Here is an 18,282-nt window from a genome sequence, read left to right as displayed (position 1 = left end):
ACAAGGCCGCTCCCACAAAAGCACAGCGCGTACACGCTTGAACAGGTTCATGCCAACACCTGCTGCACGGCATCGAGCATCACCTGTGGCGAGGCCAGTTGCATCTCGCCGCTTGCAATGTGCACGGCCACCTGCACGCTGCTGGCGCGGGTCATGCGCTCGCCGGTTTCGGCATCGCTGATCAGGTAGTGGATCTTCAGGCGGTTTTCCCATTCCACCAGGCTGGCGCGCACCGTCAGGCGCTGGCCGAAGGTGGCGCCACGGATATAGCGCAGCTGCAGGTCGATCACCGGCCACGCATAGCCGCTGGCCTGCATCTGCAGGTAGTTGTGCGCCAGGCGGTCGAGCAGGGCGCAGCGTGCCACCTCCAGGTACTTCACGTAATGGCCGTGCCAGACGATGTGCATGCTGTCGACGTCGAAAAAGGGCACGACGATTTCGCTGTCGACATGGAACACCCCAGGGTTACGCATGCAGCCTCCAGTGGCGTTGGCCGATGCGCTGCAGGCACAGGCGCAGGTCGCTTTCCAGGGCGCGGTCCTCGATTACCGGGGCGAAATCCTGCAGCAGGGCTTCATGCATGCTCGCCAGTGCTGGCGGCAGGGCCCGCACATCGCCTTCGCGGCCGCGCAGCCAGACGCCCTGGTTGGCCGCCAGCAAGGAGGCGGCGGCCACCTGCTCGGTCAGCTCCAGCACGCGCAGGGCATCGCGGGCGGCGATGGTACCCATGCTGACCTTGTCCTGGTTATGGCATTCGGTGGAGCGCGAGAACACGCTGGCCGGCATGGTCTGCTTCAGGGCTTCGGCGGTCCAGGCGCTGGCGCCGATCTGCACGGCCTTGAAACCATGGTTGATCATCGCCCGGTCGGCGCTGGCACCGGACAGGTTGCTCGGCAGGCCGTGGTTGTAACGCACGTCCACCAGCAGCGCCAGCTGGCGGTCGAGCAGGTCGGCAACGTTGGCCACCAGGGTTTTCAGGCTGTCCATGGCAAAGGCGATATGCCCACCGTAGAAATGCCCGCCATGCAGCACGCGCTCGGCATCGCCGTCGATGATCGGGTTGTCGTTGGCGCTGTTGAGCTCGGTTTCGATAAAACCACGCAGCCAGCCGAGGCTATCGGCCAGTACCCCCAGCACATGCGGCGCGCAGCGCAGCGAGTAGCGGTCCTGCAGGCGGTGCAGCGGTGGCAGCGGCGCATCGATGGCCAGGTCCTGGCGCAGCCAGGCCGCGACCTGGGTTTGGCCAGGGTGCGGCTTGGCGGCGAACAGGCGTTCGTCGAAGTGCTCGGGGTTGCCCTGCAGGCCAATCACGTTCAGCGCGGTGATGCGCGTGGCCAGTTGCAGCAGGTAGTCGGCGCGGGCGTAGGCCAGGCAAGCCAGGCCGGTCATCACCGCGGTGCCGTTCATCAGCGCCAGGGCTTCCTTGGGGCGCAGCACCAGCGGCTGCCAGCCCAGTTCGCGGTGCACCTCGGCGCTGCTGCGGCGCACGCCCTGGTACATCACCTCACGCTCGCCGGACAGGGTTGCAGCGACGTAGGACAGCGGCGTCAGGTCGCCACTGGCGCCCACCGAGCCTTCCTCGGGGATCAACGGCAGGATGTCGTGGGCGAGGAAATCGCGCAGGCGCTCCAGCAGCTCCAGGCGCACGCCGGATACACCATGGCTCAGCGAGCGCAGGCGCGCAGCCAGCACGGCGCGGGTAGCGGGGGCGTCGAGCAGCTTGCCCAGGCCGCAGCCGTGGAAGGTGTAGAGGTGCTGCGGCAGCGCTTCTACATGCTCCAGCGGCACGGCCACCACGCAGGAGTCGCCGTAGCCGGTGGTCACGCCGTAGATCACCCCTTCCTTGTCGAGCAGGGTGTCGAGAAAGCGTGCGCCGCGGGCGATGCGCTCGCGGTAGGCCGCATCGCCCTGCAGCTGCACCGGGGCGCGGCGTTCGGCCAGGGCCAGGACATCTTCGATTGCCAGCGGCGATTCGCCGAAGGTGACAGGCTCATGCGGATGCATCGTCATCGGTCTTCCAGAAAGGGTAGAAATTGAACCACTGCAACGGTGCCTGGGTGCAGTAATGGCCCAGGCGTTCGGCGTAGCGCGTGGCCCACTCGGCGATTACCTGATCGCGCTGGCCGCGCCGCCATTGCAGGCGTTCGGCAAAGGGTTCGAGGGTGACGCGGTAGCGGCCCTGGTGCTTGAGGCAGAACAGCAGGTTGAGCGGGCATTCGAGCATGCCGGCCAGTAGCCACGGGCCTTGCGGGAAGGCTGCGCGGTGGCCGAGGAAATCCACCTCGACGGTGCGTGCGCCGTGCAGCGGCACGCGGTCACCGGCAATCGCCAGCCATTCGCCGCGCTCCAGGCGCTCGGACAGCTGCAGCATCACCGCCGGGTCCAGCTCGCTGACCTGAATCAGCCGCAGGTTGGTGGCCCCGGCCTCGCCCAGCAGGCGGTTGAAGCGCTCGGCGTGGCGGGTGTGCACCAGCACGTTCATGGTCACCTGCTCGCCGATTTCGGCCAGGGCGCGGCAAACCTCCAGGTTGCCCAGGTGCGCACCGACCAGCATCTGGCCACGGGCGCCGCGCAACTGCTGGCGCAGGTTGGCGGGGTCGTGGATTTCGATGTCTTCGATGCGCAGCTTGCCGTTCCACACGTCGAGCTTGTCCAGCAGTGCCTCGGCAAACGCCATGAACTGGCGAAACACCTGCCACTGGCTGGCGGCGGGGGTTTGCCCGGCGTTCCACAGGCGCAGGCGCTGCTGGTACTGCCAGGCACTGCGCCGGGCGCGGCGGCCGAACAGGAAGAAGTAGGCGACGATGATGTGGATCAGCGGGCTGAGCACCCGGCGGCCGAGCAGGCGCACCAGGCCCGCGGTCAGCTTCATCAGCCAGAAGCTGCCCCGTTCCTGGTGCTCGGCCCAGTGCTGCGGCTGGCCCTTCATGCCCGCCACCGGCGCCAGAGAATCAGCGGTGCGCGCAGCAGCATGCCGAAGAACAGCTTGGCGTGCATCTTCGAGATCAGCGCGTTGTCGTGGAACAGGCGAAAGTGCGACAGGCCATCTTGCGGGTAGTGCACGCGGGTGGGCAGCCAGCGCATCGGCTGGTTGCGCCAGGCCAGGCGCACGAGGATTTCCGGGTCGAAGTCCATGCGCTTGCCCAGCTGCACGCTGTCGATCATCGCCAGGGTGGCAGGCAGCGGATACACCCGGAAACCGCACATGGAATCGGGAATCTGCAGCGACAGGCTGTTGATCCATACCCACACGTGGGTGAGGTAGCGGGCGTAGAGGCGGCCCTTGGGCACGCTGGCGTCGTACTGTGGATAACCGCACACCAGCGCCTGTGGATAAGCCTGCGACTGGGCCAGGAAATGGCTGACGTCGGCCAGGTCGTGCTGGCCGTCGGCATCCACCTGCAAGGCGTGGCTGAAGCCCAGCCGGGCGGCCTCGCGCAGGCCGGCCATGACCGCGCCGCCCTTGCCCTGGTTGGCTGCCAGGGTCACCAGGTAGACGTTGGGCTGTTCGGCCAGTTGCCCCAGCACGCGGGCGCAGGGCGCATGGCTGGCGTCGTCGACCAGCACGCAGGGCAGGCCAGCGCGCAGCAGGTCGGCCACCACCGCCGGCAGCGCCTGCTCGTGGTTGTACACCGGGATCACCGCACAGGGCTTATGCACAGGCGGCCTCCAGCAGGATACGGCCGCTGGAGCAGGGCAGCCCGGCGCAGGTGAAGGCGAAATACAGTTTGCCGCGCTCGGTGTCCAGGCGCAGGGTCAGCGCCAGTTCATCGCCCGGGCGCACCAATTGCTGAAACTTCAGCACTTCCATGCCGGCGAAGCGGCGTTCACCATCGAGCAGCTCAGCGGCCAGGGCGATGGCCCAGTCGATTTGCACCACGCCCGGCAGCACCGGGGTTTGCGGGAAGTGCCCGGGGAAGCAAGCCAGGTCCAGCGGCACCGCCAGGCGCAGGTGCAGTTCGCCACCTTCGCGGCGTTGCTCCAGCACCTCCGGGGCCAGGTTGCGCTGGGCCAGCAGCAGGGCTTGCAAGGTGGCCTGGGGCAGCTTGCCCTGGCTGTTCAGCGGCAGCTGGCGCAGCAGCCGCCAGCGCCGTGGCAGGGCCAGTGCTTCGCAGTGCCCGGCCAGGTGGGCGCGCAGGGTTGCCACCAGTGCCCGGCGGCCCTGGTTACGCAGTGCGTGCAGGCCTGCCGCAGTCGGCACCAGCAGGGCGCCAAGGTAGGCACGGCCTTCCTCGATCATGCCCAGGCGCGCCTCGGCGACCCATGGGTGACTGCACAGGGCTTGCTCCAGCATGGGCAGGGAGATGCGTTTTTCTTCCAGCTTGACGATGCGGTCCAGGCGCCCGAGCAGGCGAAAGTGCCCGGCTTCGTTGAACTCGACGGCATCGGCGCTTTGCTCGACCTGCCCATCCGGCAGGTAAGGCGAGGCGATGCGCAGGGCGCCTTGTTCATCCTGGCTCAGTTGCACCCCGGCGAACGGCTGCCACAGGGCGTCGCCTTGGCGCCAGGCGATGCCACCGGTTTCCGAACTGCCGAGAATTTCCGTGGGCCACTGGCCCAGGCGCTGTTGCAGGCGTTCGGCGGCCTCGGCCGGCAACTCGCCGCCTGAGGAAAACACCTTGCGCACCGGGCCCAATGCCGGCCAGTCGAGGTTGTCGCCCATGCGCTTGAGCAGCGCCGGGCTGGCAACCCAGGCAAATGCCGGGTGTTCGCGGCTGGCGCGCTGCAGGTCTTCGGGGAACGGCAGCTGCCGACGCTCGAAGCCGCGCCCGGCGCACAGCGGCCAGAGCACACGGAACAGCAGGCCGTAGATGTGCTGGGTGGCGACGCTGCCGATGATCCAGGCATTGCCCAGGGTGTTGCCCCACAACTGCTCCAGGGCAGTCACCTCGTTGGCCAGCTGGCAGAGCTGCTTGTCGATGCGCTTGGGTTCGCCGCTGGAGCCTGAGGTGCACAGGCTGATGCGGCAGTGCGCCAGGTCGAGGTCGGCGGCTGGCAGGGCGGTGCCGAGCAGGCTTGCCAGCGTGGCGTCGCCTGGCTGGTCGCTGAGCCACAGGTCGACCTGCGCCTGCCAGCGCGCGCGGGTGGCAGGCTGCAGGTCGGCGGGCAGCAGCACTTCAACACCGGCACGCCAGGCGCCCAGCAGGGCGGCGGCCAGTTGTGCGGCATCGTCCAGGTGCACGGCCAGGCGCGTGATACCGCGCTGGCGCAGGCCGCCGGCCAGTTGCAGGGCCTGCTGGCAGAGTTCGGCGTGGCCCAGGGCCGGCGCCTGGGTCACCTGGCGCGGCGCATCCAGCGGGCGCAGCAGGTGTTCGAGGTTGATCCAGTTCATGAGCGTCCTCGCACACGTTGTCTTATCAGCCATTCGATGGCGAACAGCAGGCCCATCACGGCATAGGCGATCACGCCGTTGTACAGGGTCCAGCAGCTCAGCGGCGCCCACAGCGTCAGGGCCGCGGCGATCAGGCCGTTGAGCAGGAAGAACAGGCTCCACACCTGGGTGACCCGGCGTGTGTAGCGCACTGCCCGTGGTGGCAGGTCAGGGTCGCGCAGGCGCGCCAGGCGTTCGGCCATCGGCATGCCATGCAGCAGGCTGGCGCCGAACAGGGCCAGCATGAAGGCGCTTATCAGCACCGGGTACCAGCGCAGCAGTTGCGGGCTGTCGGACAGCCCCAGCAGGGCGCAGAAGGCCAGGGCGGCCACGGCCATCCACAGGCTGCCCGGGCGGCGCGGCGCGCTCAGGGCGCGGGCCAGCCACAGGGCGCCCAGCAGCAGGCCGAATTGCCAGGGGGCGAAATGGGCCATGCCGAAATGCACCGCGAACGGATACAACAGGCCGGCCAGCAGCAGGCCGAGGCCGATCAGGCGTTTCATGCCGCCGGGGATACCAGGCGGAACACCGCCTCGACCACGTCATTGACGGTACGCACCGACTTGAAGTCGTCGGCGGCGATTTTCTTGCCGGTCTGGCGCTTGATGTGGTCGATCAGGTCGACGGCGTCGATGCTGTCGATTTCCAGGTCCTGGTACAGGTTCGATTCCAGGGTGATGCTGGCCGGCTCCAGTTCGAACAGTTCGACCAGGGCGTCGCGCAGGATGTTGAAGATGTCTTCACGGGTTTGCATGGTGCGGTCTCAGGCGGCCTGACGGGCAGTGACGAACGCCGCCAGGGTGGCGACATTGCTGAAATGGTTGCGGGTGTCCTTGGCGTCGGCATCGATCTTGATGCCGTAGCGTTTCTGGATGGCCAGGCCGAGTTCCAGGGCGTCCACCGAGTCCAGGCCAAGGCCTTCGCCGAACAGGGTCTGTTCATCGTCGATGTCCTGGACGCTGATGTCCTCCAGGCCCAGGGCGTCGATGATCAGCTGTTTGAGGTCACGGTTCAGGTCTTGCTGTGGCGCGCTCATCGGCGGCGAGCTCCTTGGTAAAGTAATTGTGCAGGTAGTCGTTGAGCAGGCGCGATGCCTTCGGCGCCGGGCCCAGGGCGGCAAAGGCCTGGGGGTCGATGTCGGCGCCGACCTTGAGGGTGAAGTGCACGCGGCGGCTGGGAATGCGGTACCAGGGTTCGTTCTTGGTCAGGGTGGTGGGGCTGACCTGGATGGTCACCGGGGTGATGATCTTCGCACCGCGCAGGGCAATCGCGGCGGCGCCACGATGAAAGGCCGGCGCCTGGCCTGGCGCGGTGCGCGTGCCTTCGGGGAAAATCACCAGCGGCTGGCCCTGGCGCAGCGAATCGACGGCGGTGTCGAGCATGTCCAGGCTGCCGTCGTTGCCGATGTACTGGGCTTCGCTGACTGGGCCGCGGGTGAACGGGTTGTCGAACAGGCTCTGCTTGACCACGCAATTGGCCTGGCGCACCAGGCCGATGAGAAACACCACGTCGATCAACGACGGGTGGTTGGCGATGATCATCTGCCCGGGCCGGCCCAGTTGCTCGGCGCCGTCGATCTGGTAGGTGAGCACGCCGGCGGCGCGCATGAAGCGCACGAAACGCCAGAACAGCCAGCTGATGGTGCGCCGTGCGCGCTGGCGATGGCGCTCGGCGCCACCGGGCAGGCAGGCCAGCAGCGGGAATACCAGCAACCGCAGGCACAGCCCGCCCAGGCCGAACAGAAAGAAGCTCGCGGCGGTGGCCAGCAAACGCCAGTAGTAGGCATCGCGTGGCCTGCTCACGGCTGCCGTTGCCAGTTCCATGTCCGACGCTTCCCTGTGTGAGTGAAGGAAGTGCAGCCGGTCAGCATGGCTTTGAGCCAGCTGAGGCCGTGGGGCAATTCCAGTGTGGGGTTGGCAGGCGCCGCTCCGGGCGCCAGTTGCCATTGCTTGCCCGGGGTCAGCAGCAGGCCGAGGGCATAGGCAAAGGGCACGTCATCGATCCACGGGCTGTAGGCCTCGGGGGGCAGCTCCTCGGTGATGATCAGCAGTACGGCGGGTGCGCCTTCGGCCAGCAGCGCTGCCGCTTCCAGCACGCCATGCTCGAAACCGTCGCCGGTCGCGGCCAGGGCGGTCATTTCGCAGGTGGCGCCGCGCAGGATCGACCACAGGCCGATTACCGCGTTGTGCACCGACAGGCTGAACTGGGTGGGCGACAGTGGCTGGCGTGCGGCCAGTTCGCTCAGGATCGAGAAGGTGCGGGGCGTTTCACCGTGGCGCGAGACGAACACCAGTGGCAGTTGCGCGTGGCCTTCGCTCAATGGCCAGCCCACGGCAAAGGCCATGCGCGCCAGGTGGCTGAGGCGACGGCGTTGCATGGCGGGCAGAAAGCTTACGTCAGGCGCGGTGGCGTCGCTGCTCGCAAGGTACTGGCCATTTGCCCAAGACTGCCAGTCGGCAGGCGCCGAGCGGCCAGGGGCCCAGGCGCGCCATTGGCTGATATCGAAGGTAATCACGGTGCTTTCTTACTTCCCGCCCTGAGGGACTTCCATGCCGAGGGAATGACTCGGCGTAACGCTGACAGGGTTGGCGCATTCATCGAGTGGCGCGCATTATCCCGGTGCCGCGCCCATGTATCAATGCATACTGTTTCAATCAGACATTACCTTCACGGCGACATGGCATTCTCTTAAGACGATGTACGCATTTTCCGACAACCGGTCAGGGCAAGGTTGTCGGTCAGGCCGGCGCGATCTTGAGTGAAGAATGCTGGCCAATGCTGCCGCCGCGCCACATACTCGGGCATTCGTTGATACACGGAGGTCAATCATGCGGCGCGTGGTGTTCAATCAGAAAGGTGGCGTGGGCAAGTCGAGCATCGCTTGCAACCTGGCGGCAGTCAGCGCCAACGAAGGCTACCGGACCCTGCTGATCGACCTGGATGCCCAGGCCAACTCGACTCAGTACCTGACGGGCCTGACCGGCGACGACATCCCCATGGGCATCGCCGATTTCTTCAAGCAGAGCCTGTCCACCGGCCCGTTCAGCAAGAAGAACAAGGTGGATATCTACGAAACCCCGTTCGACAACCTGCACGTGGTTACCGCCACCTCGGAGCTGGCTGACCTGCAGCCCAAGCTTGAGGCCAAGCACAAGATCAACAAGCTGCGAAAGCTGCTGGACGAGTTGGACGAGGACTACGACCGGATCTACATCGACACGCCGCCGGCCCTGAACTTCTATGCCGTTTCCGCGCTGATCGCTGCCGACCGCGTGCTGATCCCCTTCGACTGCGACAGCTTCTCGCGCCAGGCGCTGTACGGTTTGCTGGCGGAAATCGAGGAGTTGAAGGACGACCACAATGAAGACCTGCAGGTCGAGGGCATCGTGGTCAACCAGTTCCAGTCCCGCGCCAGCCTGCCGCAGCAGATGCTCGATGAGTTGCTGGCGGAGGGCCTGCCGGTGCTGCCGGTGTACCTGGGGAGCTCGGTGAAGATGCGTGAATCGCACCATGCCAGCTTGCCGCTGATTCACCTGGAGCCGCGGCACAAGCTGACGCAGCAGTTTGTCGAGTTGCATTCGTTGCTTGAGGAGAATGGGTGAGTTTGGCTCGGCAGTTTCAGCGCCTGTGAAATCGAGCGCCGCCCGCGCGGCGCTCGATCTCGCAGGCGCCAAAACCCCCAAGGCGTACGCCCCTAAATCCCCTGACTACGCAACCACTCCAGCAACGACTGCAGGGGAAACGCCCCAGCCTGGCGGCTGACTTCGCGGCCATTCTTGAACAGGATCAAGCTGGGGATCGAGCGGATACCGAGTTGGCCTGCGAGGTTGCGGTTGGCTTCGCTGTCGAGCTTGGCCAGGCGGCAGCGGCCGCTGAGCTGGCGGGCGGCCTGCTCGAAGGTGGGGGCGAAGGACTTGCACGGGCCACACCAATCGGCCCAGACATCGACCAGCAGCGGCAAGTCGCCCTTGACCTGGCTGGGGTAGCTGGCCTCGGTGAGTTCGAACGGGGTACTCAACACCACGCTCTGTTTGCAGCGGCCGCATTTCGGCGCATCGCCCAGGCGGGCAGCAGGCAAACGGTTAAGGCCGTTGCAGTGGGGGCAGGGGATTACCAGTAGGTCGGACATTTCATCTCCAGTATGGCTATCACGGATCCCTGTAGGAGCGGGCTTGCCCCGCGAAGCAGGCGGCGCGGTGGATGGCACCAGCTTCGCCGGTGTTCGCGGGGCGAGCCCGCTCCTACAGTTTCAGGTGTCAATCAGGACGAGCAACTGATTTCCAGGTGTTTGCCCCACTCCGGCGGCCGCTCGGCATAACCTTGCATCCCCGGCTGCTCCTCGAACGGCTTGCTAAGCACCTGGTGCAGCCGCCGCACTTCACTGTAATCCCCCGCCTCGGCCGCTTCGATGGCCTTCTGCGCCAGGTAATTGCGCAGCACATACAGCGGGTTCACCGCATGCATCCGCTGGCGGCGGCCTTCGCCATTGCCGGCTTCACGCTCGCAGCGGGCCTGGTAATCCGCCCCCCAGGCATCGAAGCCGGCCAGGTCGACGAAGTCGTTGCGCACGCTCTGCAGGGCCTCGGCAACCGGCTTGTCGCCAAGCTTGCGGAAGAACAGGTTGTAGTCCACGCCACCGCTCTGCATGCGCTGCAGCAGCTGTTCGACCAGCGCCATGTCCTCGTCTTGTGCCGTGGTCAGGCCCAGGCGCCGGCGCATCAGGTCGAGGTAGTGCGCCTGGTACAGCGGCAGGAACAGGCCCAGCGCTTCCTTCAGCGGCTCCACCTCGATGACTGTGGTCAGGGCCTGGGCCAGGGCGCTGAGGTTCCAATGGGCGATCGGCACCTGGTTGGCGTAGCTGTAGCGGCCACGGTCATCGGAATGGTTGCAGATGAAGTTGGCGTCGAAGTCGTCGAGGAAGGCGAACGGGCCGAAGTCGAAGGTGATGCCGAGGATCGACATGTTGTCGGTGTTCATCACGCCGTGGCAGAAGCCGTAGGCCTGCCAGCGGGCGATCAGCTCGGCGTTGCGCTCGACGATGGTGCGGAACATCGCCAGGTACGGCTGTTCGGCGTCGCGGCACTCGGGGTAGTGCTCGCCCAGCACATGGTCGATCAACACCCGCTGCTGCTCGGGCTGCTTGGTGTAGTAGAAGTATTCGAAGTGGCCAAAGCGCACGTGGCTCTGCGCCAGGCGGGTGAGCATGGCGGCGCTTTCACGGGTTTCACGCCACACCGGGGTGCTTGAACCGACCACGCACAGGGCCCGGCTGCTGGGAATGCCCAGGGCATGCAGGGCCTCTGAGGCCAGGAACTCGCGGATCGACGAGCGCAGCACGGCGCGGCCATCGCCCATGCGCGAATAGGGTGTTTGGCCGGCGCCCTTGAGATGCAGGTCCCAGTGTTCGCCCCGGTCGTTGAGCACTTCGGCCAGCAGCAGGCCGCGGCCATCGCCCAGGCGTGGGTTGTAGGAGCCGAACTGATGGCCGGAGTACACCATCGCCCGCGGGTCGGCCTCTTCCCACAGCTTGTGGCCGCTGAACAGCTCGGCGAACAGTGGCTGTTCGGCCTGGGCGGGGTCGAGGTCGAGCAGGACCATGGCCGACTCGCTCGCCACCACCAGGCGCGGGTCGGCGATTGGCTCGGGCAGGACCTGGGTGGAGAACGCATCGCCCAGGCGGGCGAAGCGGTTGTCGAAGCTGAGTTGGTCGAGGGCTTTCACGGGGCCGGCTCCTGGGTATCGGTGGCAAGGGGCAAAGCCCTCGCAGCATTCTGGGCGTTCATGCCCTATGGAGTCCACCTACACGGGCGGGGTGCCATCCGATTTCGGCTGTTCCATCGGGATCAACTGCTGCTTGCCAGCCTTGGTGTCCATCAGGAACACCTCCACCTGGCGCACCGAAATCTTGATGTTGTGCGCCTTGAACTCGCGGTTGATGTAGCGGTTGAGCTCATCCAGGGTCGGGTTGCGGTCGCCCAGGTCGCGCACGTGCATGCGCAGTTCATGGTCCAGCGAGCTTTCGCCAAAGTTCAGGAAGTACACGATCGGCTCCGGGTCCTTGAGCACCCGTGGGTTCTCGTGGGCGCCCTTGAGCAGCAGCTCGCGCACCAGGTCCAGGTCTGAGCCGTAGTCGATGCCCAGCTTCAGCGTCACCCGGGTAACCGTGTCGGTCAGCGACCAGTTGATCAGTTGGCCGGTGATGAAGGTCTTGTTGGGGACGATGATGTCCTTGCGGTCGAAGTCGGTGATGGTGGTGGCGCGGATGCGGATCTTGCTCACCGTGCCCGACAGGTTGCCGATGGTGATGGTGTCGCCGATGCGCACCGGGCGCTCGAACAGGATCATGATGCCGGAGATGAAGTTGGCGAAGATCTCCTGCATGCCGAAGCCCAGGCCCACCGACAGCGCGGCCACCAGCCACTGCAGTTTGTCCCAGCTCACCCCGAGGGTAGACAAGGTGCTGACGATGCCAACCCCGACGATGGTGTACGACAGCAGGGTAGTGGTGGCGTAGGCGCTGCCCTGGGCCAGGTTCAGGCGCGACAGCACCAGCACCTCCAGCAGGCCCGGCAAGTTGCCGGCCAAGGCGAAGGTGATGCCGACGATCACCAGCGCGCCAAGCAGGTCGCCAAGGCTGATCGGCACCATGCTGGCGGCAGCCCCGGTGCCGCTGGTGTATTCGTACAGGGTGAAGTTGTTGAGGTAGGCGAATACCGAGATCAGGTCCGACCAGACCCAGTACAGGCCAGCGATGAACCCGCCGAGCAGGGCCAGGCGGATCAGGCGCAGCGACTGCTGGTTGACCTGCTCGATGTCCAGGGTCGGCTCTTCGGTGACCACTTCGCCATCGAGCCCTTCCTTGGCCGCCGCACGCTTGCTCAGCGCCCGCTGGTAGGCCAGGCGCCGCGCCGCCACCGACAGGCCGCGAACGAACGCCGCCTCGATCACCAGCCAGAACATCAGCAGGTACAGGGTGTAGATCAGCCGGTCGGTGAGTTTCAGCGCGGTGTAGTAGTAGCCGAAGCACACCGCCACGAACAGGGCGATGGGCAGGGCGGTGAAGGCTACCCCCACTGCCTTGCGGAACAGTGAGGTGTCACGGTGCGCCGGGCTGCTGAGCAGCAGGCGGCTGAGCAGCCAGGCCATCAGCGCGTAGCAGGCCAGTACCACGCCAATGCCGAGCACGTCGTCGGCCAGCGCCGAAGGCTGGTGCTCGGCCACCGCCACCACGCCCACCAGGAACAGCACCACGGTGCCCAGGCGGCGCACCCAGCCGCGCAGGAACTCGACCTGCGGCTTGTGCCAGCGGAAGTGAATTTCCGCCACGCCGCCCGGGGCGAGGATGCGGTAGGCGGTGTAGAACACTAGCCAGGCCTGGGCCAGTTGCCACAGGGCCGCGCCAAGGTTGGCGTTCTGCCCGCGGGCGTCGATCTGCAGGGCGTAGCTGCACAGGGCCAGGCCCAAACTCACCGGCATCGCCAGGAGGATGTTGATCAGAATCGCCTGGGGCGTGTGCCACTGGCTGTCGCGGCGGAAGTGGCCGATGTCCTGGTGCACTTTGCCCAGGCGTTGGTACAGGTACTTGCGCCGCCACAGCAGGCCGCCGATCACCAGCAGCAGCGGCAGGAACAGCAGCGGGCGCTGGATCAGGCCATCGGCCAGTTCCGAAATGCCCGAGCCCCAGGGCAGGCTGGCGACCTGGTCGGCGAAGCGCTCCGGCACGTAGCGCAGCCAGTCCCAGTCCAGTGGCTTGTTGCTGGGAATCCAGAACATCTGCTCGTCGAGGGTGGTGCGCAGGCCTTGGGCGGTGCCGAGCAATTGCTTCTGGTTGAGCTGCAGGGTGATCGATTCGTTGAGCAGCGCCGACAGCTCGCGGTTGAGCCGTTCCAATAGGTCGCTGCGGGTGATCGCCACTTCCAGCAGTGCCTTGCGCAGGGGCGGGGTGACGTCTTCCTGCGGCTGGCTGGCCAGCAGCTTGTCGACATAGGTCACCGGGTTGCTCATCTGCTCGCGCTGTTGGTTGACCTCGAACTGGTACAGGCGAATGTCGGCGATCTGGTCGGCCAGGTCGCGGTCCACGCGCAAGTGCGGCAGGGCCTGCTTCTGCTTGTAGAGGATCTTGGACAACAGCAGGCTGCCCTTGAGCACGCTGATCTGCTCGTCCAGCGCCTGGTCGGCCTGGGTCAGGCTGTCGAGCTGCTGCTTGGTGCGCAGGTTCTGCTGGGTCAGTTCGTTGAGGCGGTCGGTGCTCTTGAGCAGGTAGTCCGACAGCTTGAGGTTGGCCGCGCTCTCGCTGGCCAGCAAGGTGCTGCCGCCGGCTTTCTGCGCCTCGATCGACTGCTGGGTAACGGTTTGCTGGGACTGGGCCAGGCGCTTTTCGTTGATCAGCGTCTGCAGGTCCTGGATTTCCTGCTCCAGGCGCGCGGCGCGTTCGATCAGCAAGTCGTGGCGGGCATTGCCCAGGTCCTGCAGCAGGCCGTTGCCGGCCAGTTCCTGGCGGCGCAGCAGGGTCAGGGCATTGAGCGAGGCCAGTTCGGCATTGAGCTGGTTGCGCTGGTCGGCGTTGACGGGCTTGCCGCCGTCCTTGCCGCTCTTGAGGATGTTGTTGATCTGCTGGGTGCGGGTCTGGTTGCCGCTGATCTCGGCCTGGGCGCGCTCGGGGCGGGTCTGGGAATTGATGATCAGGCTGTTGGCTTCGGACAACGCCTTCTGCAGCTCACCCTGCAAGGTGTTGCGCTCGCTGAGCAGTTGCTCCAGTTGCGGCACCGTGAGGTTGGCATAGCGCTGGGCCACCGGTTGCGGCTTGCTGTCCTTGAGCTTGGCCAGCTCCTTCTGGCTGTCGGTGGTTTCCTTGGGGGCGCTGGCCAGTTGCTGCTTGAGCGCGGCCAGCTTGCTGTCGCTGTCATCCTTGCTGGCCAGCAGCGCCAAGGTCTGTTCAAGCACCTGCTGCAGGGCCTTCTGGTCGGCTTCGGGCAGCTTGCGCTCGGCGATCTTGTCGAGGCTGTTCTGGATGCTGGCGGTGGTCGGGGCTTCTGCCGCGGTGGCGGCAAAAGAGAGGGACAGGCACAGCCCGAGCAGGGCTGCGCGAAGGTGCACGCGCAGGGACATAGGCAGACTACTTAGGATCGGGCGAAAACGCAGTTTAGAGGAACAATCCTGGTCCGGGTCGCGTTCCTTCGGGGAATCTGACGCCCACTTTCTGGATCTTGTTCCCGTCCATGGTCGCCACGGTCCAGATCGTGCCATGCCATTCGACCTGGTCACCTACTACTGGAGCGCCTCCGACCTTTTGTCGGATGAACTGCGCCAGCGGCATTTTTGCGTCCAGGCCATCGAGTTTCAGGCCATAAAGTGCTGCCACTGCGCCCAGCTCGGCATCGCCTTCGAGCACGAAGTCGCCGAAGAAGCGCAGGTCCAGGCCACGTTGCGGCGCCTGGCTGAACAGTTTGCCCAGGGCCGGCAGGTTGTGTTCATGGCCGATCACGCAGAGCATGTCGCCCACTTCCAGCACGGTACTGCCGGAGGGGTGCAGCAGTTGCTCACCGCGAAACAGCGCGGCGATGCGCGTGCCTTCGGGCATCTTCAGTTCGCGCAGGGCGGCGCCGATGCACCACTTTTCCGCGCCCAGGCGGTAGACGAACAGCTCCCACTCGCTGGTGATGTGCACCTCAAGCGCAGAACGGGAAATCGGCGCCGGGTCCGGCGGCACGGTCACTTTCAGCAGCTTGGCCATCCAAGGCAGGCTGGTGCCCTGCACCAGCAGCGACACCAGCACGATGAAGAACGCCAGGTTGAAGAACAGCTGGGCGTCGGGCAGCCCGGCCATCAGCGGGAACACCGCGAGGATGATCGGCACCGCTCCGCGCAGGCCAACCCAGGAAATGAAGCCCTTCTCGCGGCCATGGAAGGCCTTGAACGGCAGCAAGGCGGCCACCACCGACAGCGGCCGTGCCACCAGGATCATCCACAGGGCCAGGCCCAGCGCCGGCAGGGCGATGGGCAGCAGGTCGTGGGGCGTGACCAGCAGCCCCAGCACCAGGAACATGCCGATCTGGGCCAGCCAGGCCATGCCGTCGAGCATGTGCAGGATGCCGTGGCGGCTGCGGATCGGCTTGTTGCCCAGCACCAGGCCGCACAGGTACACGGCGAGGAAGCCGCTGCCGTGCAGGGCGTTGGTCAGCGAGAACACCACCAGGCCGCCGGCCACCACCAGGATCGGGTACAGGCCGCCGGCCAGGTTGATGCGGTTGACCAGTTGCAGCATCAGCCAGCCGCCACCCAGGCCCAGCAGGCTGCCGATGCCAAACTCGCGGACCAGGTGGGTGAGCAGGCTCCAGTGCAGGCCGGTCTGGCCGCTGGCGATCATGTCGATCAGGGTGACGGTGAGGAACACGGCCATCGGGTCGTTGCTGCCCGACTCGATTTCCAGGGTGGCGGTTACCCGCTCGTTCAGGCCCTTGCCGCCCAGCAGCGAGAACACCGCCGCAGCGTCGGTGGAGCCGACGATGGCGCCGATCAGCAGGCCCTGGATCAGGCTCAGGTTGAACAGCCAGGCGGCCACCAGGCCGGTCAGCGCGGTGGTGATCATCACCCCCACCGTGGCCAGCGACAGGGCTGGCCACAGGGCCACGCGGAAACTTGCCACCCGTGTGCGCAGGCCGCCGTCGAGCAGGATGACTGCCAGTGCCAGGTTGCCCACCAGGTAGGCGGTGGGGTAGTTGTTGAAGATGATGCCGCCACCATCGACACCGGCAACCATTCCCACGGCGAGGATGATGACCAGGATCGGGATGCCCAGGCGCGAGGACAGCGAGCTGACCAGAATACTTGCACCCACCAGCAATGCGCCGATCAGGAACAGGCTGTTGATGGTGCTGGCATCCAAGGGCAGGTACTCCGGGTGGCGCGGGAAAGGGACTTGGCCAATTGGCTTTCGCTTTTGACATGGCAAGTCGCGTGCCAATCGATTCTAACCTGATGAATTGGCAGCATGTAAAGCGTTTCTGCAGATGAAAAAAAGGCACCGCGGTGGGTGCCTTTTCTTGTGCTGCGCGGGAGGGCCTGTTCGCGAGCTTTGCTCGCTCCTACGGGATTGACGCAGGCCCGGTAGGCGCGAGCGAAGCTCGCGAAAAGGCCAGGTCGGGCTTACGCCTGCTTCACCTCACGCATCGCCTTGCCCTTCACCGGTGCACCGTTGGCCACGTAGTACTTGGCCGTGCTGCGTGCCAATGGCTTGCGGCCACGGATCTTGTCCGAGATTTTCTCGGCGATCATGATCGTGGTGGCGTTGAGGTTGCCGGTGATGATGATCGGCATGATCGACGCATCCACCACACGCAGGCCCTTCATGCCGTGTACGCGGCCTTCGCCATCGACCACCGCCATGTCGTCGGTGCCCATCTTGCACGAGCAGGACGGGTGGAACGCGGTTTCGGCGTGCTCGCGGATGAACTTGTCCAGTTCCTCGTCGGTTTGCACGTGCTCGCCCGGGCTGATCTCGCGGCCACGGTACGGGTCCAGCGCCGGCTGGGCCATGATTTCGCGGGTCAGGCGGATGCCGTCACGGAATTCCTGCCAGTCCTGCTCGGTGGCCATGTAGTTGAACAGGATGCTCGGGTGCTGGCGCGGGTTCTTCGACTTGGCCTGGATACGCCCACGGCTTGGCGAACGCATCGAGCCCATGTGCGCCTGGAAGCCGTGTTCCTTCACGCCGTTGGAGCCGTTGTAATTGATGGCCACTGGCAGGAAGTGGTACTGGATGTTCGGCCACTCGAACTCAGGGCGGGTGCGAATGAAACCACCGGCCTCGAACTGGTTGCTGGCGCCGATGCCGGTGCCGTTGAACATCCACTCGGCGCCAATGGCCGGCTGGTTCCACCACAGCAGCGACGGGTACAGCGACACCGGCTGGGTGCAGGCGTACTGCAGGTACAGCTCAAGGTGGTCCTGCAGGTTCTCGCCAACGCCTGGCAGGTCGTGCACTACCGGGATGTCGAGGCTTTCCAGCAGGGCACGTGGGCCAACGCCGGAGCGCTGCAGCAGCTGTGGCGAGGCGATGGCGCCGGAGCTGACGATCACTTCCTTGCGGGCACGGGCTTCGACGCGCTCTTCGCTGTCGCCAACCAGGTAGGTCACGCCAACGGCGCGCTTGCCGTCGAACAGCACGCGGTCGCTCAGGGCATGGGTGACGATGGTCAGGTTCGGGCGCTTCTTGGCTTGGTCCAGGTAACCGCGGGCGGTGCTGGAGCGGCGGCCGTTCTTGGTCACCGAACGGTCCATCGGGCCGAAGCCTTCCTGCTGGTAGCCGTTGAGGTCTTCGGTGCGTGGGTAGCCGGCCTGCACGCCGGCTTCGACCATGGCGTGGAACAGCGGGTTGTTGCCCGCCTTGGGCGTGGCCACGCTGACCGGGCCGTCGCCGCCGTGGTAGTCGTTCGGGCCGATGTCGCGGGTTTCGGCTTTACGGAAGTACGGCAGGCAGTCCAGGTAGGTCCAGTCTTCCAGGCCTGGCAGCTCTGCCCAGCCGTCGAAGTCCATGGCGTTGCCGCGGATGTAGCACATGCCGTTGATCAGCGACGAGCCACCCAGGCCCTTGCCGCGGCCACATTCCATGCGGCGGCCGTCCATGTGCGGCTCTGGGTCGGTTTCGTAGGCCCAGTTGTAGCGCCGGCCCTGCAGCGGGAAGGCCAGGGCGGCTGGCATCTGGGTGCGGAAGTCGAAGCGGTAGTCGGGGCCACCGGCTTCGAGCAGCAGTACGCTGACGCCGGCGTCTTCGGTCAGGCGGGTGGCCAGGGTGTTACCGGCAGAGCCGGCACCGACGATGATGTAATCGTATTCTTGGGACACGGAAGTACCCTCGTGTTGGCGGTGAACAGGGAGCGGGAACGCCCGTGCGCAGCGGCACGGGCGTGGCG

Annotated in this window: 16 protein-coding genes; 1 reads left to right on the top strand and 15 read right to left on the bottom strand. The window is 65.9% G+C overall.

What is annotated here, in order from left to right; translation table 11 throughout:
* Positions 1-47: 47 nt before the first annotated feature.
* From F3J44_RS04070 to F3J44_RS04025, 10 genes are read right to left on the bottom strand one after another with little or no spacing between them, the layout of a single operon-like run.
* Positions 48-473 (bottom strand): thioesterase family protein, encoded by a 426-nt coding sequence (locus F3J44_RS04070; RefSeq protein ID WP_167270738.1) that lies wholly within the window; start codon positions 471-473, stop codon positions 48-50.
* Positions 466-2,010, bottom strand: a complete 1,545-nt coding sequence (gene hutH / locus F3J44_RS04065) for a histidine ammonia-lyase (protein ID WP_167270736.1) — start codon at positions 2,008-2,010, stop codon at positions 466-468. The genes F3J44_RS04070 and hutH overlap by 8 nt, the downstream gene beginning before the upstream one ends.
* Complete coding sequence (locus F3J44_RS04060; RefSeq protein ID WP_167064613.1) at positions 1,991-2,929, bottom strand: glycosyl transferase; 939 nt, start codon at positions 2,927-2,929, stop codon at positions 1,991-1,993. The genes hutH and F3J44_RS04060 overlap by 20 nt, the downstream gene beginning before the upstream one ends.
* Positions 2,926-3,660 carry a glycosyltransferase family 2 protein gene (locus F3J44_RS04055; RefSeq protein WP_167270734.1) on the bottom strand — a complete coding sequence of 245 codons (735 nt, stop codon included), beginning with the start codon at positions 3,658-3,660 and terminating at the stop codon, positions 2,926-2,928. The genes F3J44_RS04060 and F3J44_RS04055 overlap by 4 nt, the downstream gene beginning before the upstream one ends.
* Entirely contained in the window at positions 3,653-5,332 is a 1,680-nt protein-coding gene (locus F3J44_RS04050; RefSeq protein WP_167270732.1) for an AMP-binding protein, read from the bottom strand. The genes F3J44_RS04055 and F3J44_RS04050 overlap by 8 nt, the downstream gene beginning before the upstream one ends.
* Positions 5,329-5,874, bottom strand: a complete 546-nt coding sequence (locus tag F3J44_RS04045) for a hypothetical protein (protein WP_167270730.1) — start codon at positions 5,872-5,874, stop codon at positions 5,329-5,331. Before F3J44_RS04045 ends, F3J44_RS04050 begins: the two co-directional genes overlap by 4 nt.
* Positions 5,871-6,125 carry an acyl carrier protein gene (locus tag F3J44_RS04040; RefSeq protein ID WP_167270728.1) on the bottom strand — a complete coding sequence of 85 codons (255 nt, stop codon included), beginning with the start codon at positions 6,123-6,125 and terminating at the stop codon, positions 5,871-5,873. Before F3J44_RS04040 ends, F3J44_RS04045 begins: the two co-directional genes overlap by 4 nt.
* A 9-nt stretch (positions 6,126-6,134) precedes the next feature.
* Positions 6,135-6,407 carry a phosphopantetheine-binding protein gene (locus F3J44_RS04035; protein WP_028632001.1) on the bottom strand — a complete coding sequence of 91 codons (273 nt, stop codon included), beginning with the start codon at positions 6,405-6,407 and terminating at the stop codon, positions 6,135-6,137.
* Complete coding sequence (locus tag F3J44_RS04030) at positions 6,376-7,194, bottom strand: 1-acyl-sn-glycerol-3-phosphate acyltransferase (RefSeq protein ID WP_167270726.1); 819 nt, start codon at positions 7,192-7,194, stop codon at positions 6,376-6,378. Before F3J44_RS04030 ends, F3J44_RS04035 begins: the two co-directional genes overlap by 32 nt.
* A complete protein-coding gene (locus tag F3J44_RS04025) occupies positions 7,170-7,886 on the bottom strand; it encodes a beta-ketoacyl synthase chain length factor (protein ID WP_167270724.1) in 717 nt (238 codons plus the stop codon). The genes F3J44_RS04030 and F3J44_RS04025 overlap by 25 nt, the downstream gene beginning before the upstream one ends.
* Before the next feature lie 313 nt (positions 7,887-8,199).
* Between F3J44_RS04025 and F3J44_RS04020 the strand changes: the two genes are divergently transcribed.
* Positions 8,200-8,973 (top strand): ParA family protein, encoded by a 774-nt coding sequence (locus tag F3J44_RS04020; RefSeq protein ID WP_167064590.1) that lies wholly within the window; start codon positions 8,200-8,202, stop codon positions 8,971-8,973.
* Positions 8,974-9,065: 92 nt separating this feature from the next.
* Here F3J44_RS04020 and trxC read toward each other — a convergent pair whose 3' ends face one another.
* The 5 genes from trxC to betA all read right to left on the bottom strand — a co-directional run bounded on the left by trxC (position 9,066) and on the right by betA (position 18,214).
* On the bottom strand, positions 9,066-9,500 hold the full coding sequence (gene trxC, locus F3J44_RS04015; protein WP_167270722.1) for a thioredoxin TrxC: 435 nt from the start codon (positions 9,498-9,500) through the stop codon (positions 9,066-9,068).
* A 131-nt stretch (positions 9,501-9,631) separates the two neighbouring features.
* Positions 9,632-11,092, bottom strand: a complete 1,461-nt coding sequence (gene selO / locus F3J44_RS04010; protein WP_167270720.1) for a protein adenylyltransferase SelO — start codon at positions 11,090-11,092, stop codon at positions 9,632-9,634.
* Positions 11,093-11,170: 78 nt separating this feature from the next.
* Positions 11,171-14,479, bottom strand: a complete 3,309-nt coding sequence (mscK, locus tag F3J44_RS04005; protein ID WP_167270718.1) for a mechanosensitive channel MscK — start codon at positions 14,477-14,479, stop codon at positions 11,171-11,173.
* 34 nt (positions 14,480-14,513) lie between these two features.
* Positions 14,514-16,256, bottom strand: a complete 1,743-nt coding sequence (locus tag F3J44_RS04000) for a potassium/proton antiporter (protein WP_167064579.1) — start codon at positions 16,254-16,256, stop codon at positions 14,514-14,516.
* A gap of 260 nt (positions 16,257-16,516) precedes the next feature.
* Positions 16,517-18,214: a choline dehydrogenase gene (betA, locus tag F3J44_RS03995; protein WP_167064576.1), complete on the bottom strand. Its 1,698-nt coding sequence runs from the start codon at positions 18,212-18,214 to the stop codon at positions 16,517-16,519.
* Positions 18,215-18,282 lie beyond the last annotated feature (68 nt).

It is taken from the genome of Pantoea sp. Tr-811, from assembly GCF_011752535.1.
Classification (GTDB): Bacteria; Pseudomonadota; Gammaproteobacteria; order Pseudomonadales; family Pseudomonadaceae; genus Aquipseudomonas.
This window is presented reverse-complemented; position numbering and strand designations above follow the sequence as displayed.

Coding starts and splice junctions, on each gene's coding strand:
- F3J44_RS04070 (WP_167270738.1), bottom strand. CDS start 473: ATGCGTAACCCTGGGGTGTTCCATGTCGACAGCGAAATCGTCGTGCCC.
- mscK (WP_167270718.1), bottom strand. CDS start 14,479: ATGTCCCTGCGCGTGCACCTTCGCGCAGCCCTGCTCGGGCTGTGCCTG.
- F3J44_RS04050 (WP_167270732.1), bottom strand. CDS start 5,332: ATGAACTGGATCAACCTCGAACACCTGCTGCGCCCGCTGGATGCGCCG.
- trxC (WP_167270722.1), bottom strand. CDS start 9,500: ATGTCCGACCTACTGGTAATCCCCTGCCCCCACTGCAACGGCCTTAAC.
- hutH (WP_167270736.1), bottom strand. CDS start 2,010: ATGACGATGCATCCGCATGAGCCTGTCACCTTCGGCGAATCGCCGCTG.
- F3J44_RS04035 (WP_028632001.1), bottom strand. CDS start 6,407: ATGAGCGCGCCACAGCAAGACCTGAACCGTGACCTCAAACAGCTGATC.
- F3J44_RS04040 (WP_167270728.1), bottom strand. CDS start 6,125: ATGCAAACCCGTGAAGACATCTTCAACATCCTGCGCGACGCCCTGGTC.
- F3J44_RS04045 (WP_167270730.1), bottom strand. CDS start 5,874: ATGAAACGCCTGATCGGCCTCGGCCTGCTGCTGGCCGGCCTGTTGTAT.
- F3J44_RS04020 (WP_167064590.1), top strand. CDS start 8,200: ATGCGGCGCGTGGTGTTCAATCAGAAAGGTGGCGTGGGCAAGTCGAGC.
- F3J44_RS04030 (WP_167270726.1), bottom strand. CDS start 7,194: ATGGAACTGGCAACGGCAGCCGTGAGCAGGCCACGCGATGCCTACTAC.
- F3J44_RS04060 (WP_167064613.1), bottom strand. CDS start 2,929: ATGAAGGGCCAGCCGCAGCACTGGGCCGAGCACCAGGAACGGGGCAGC.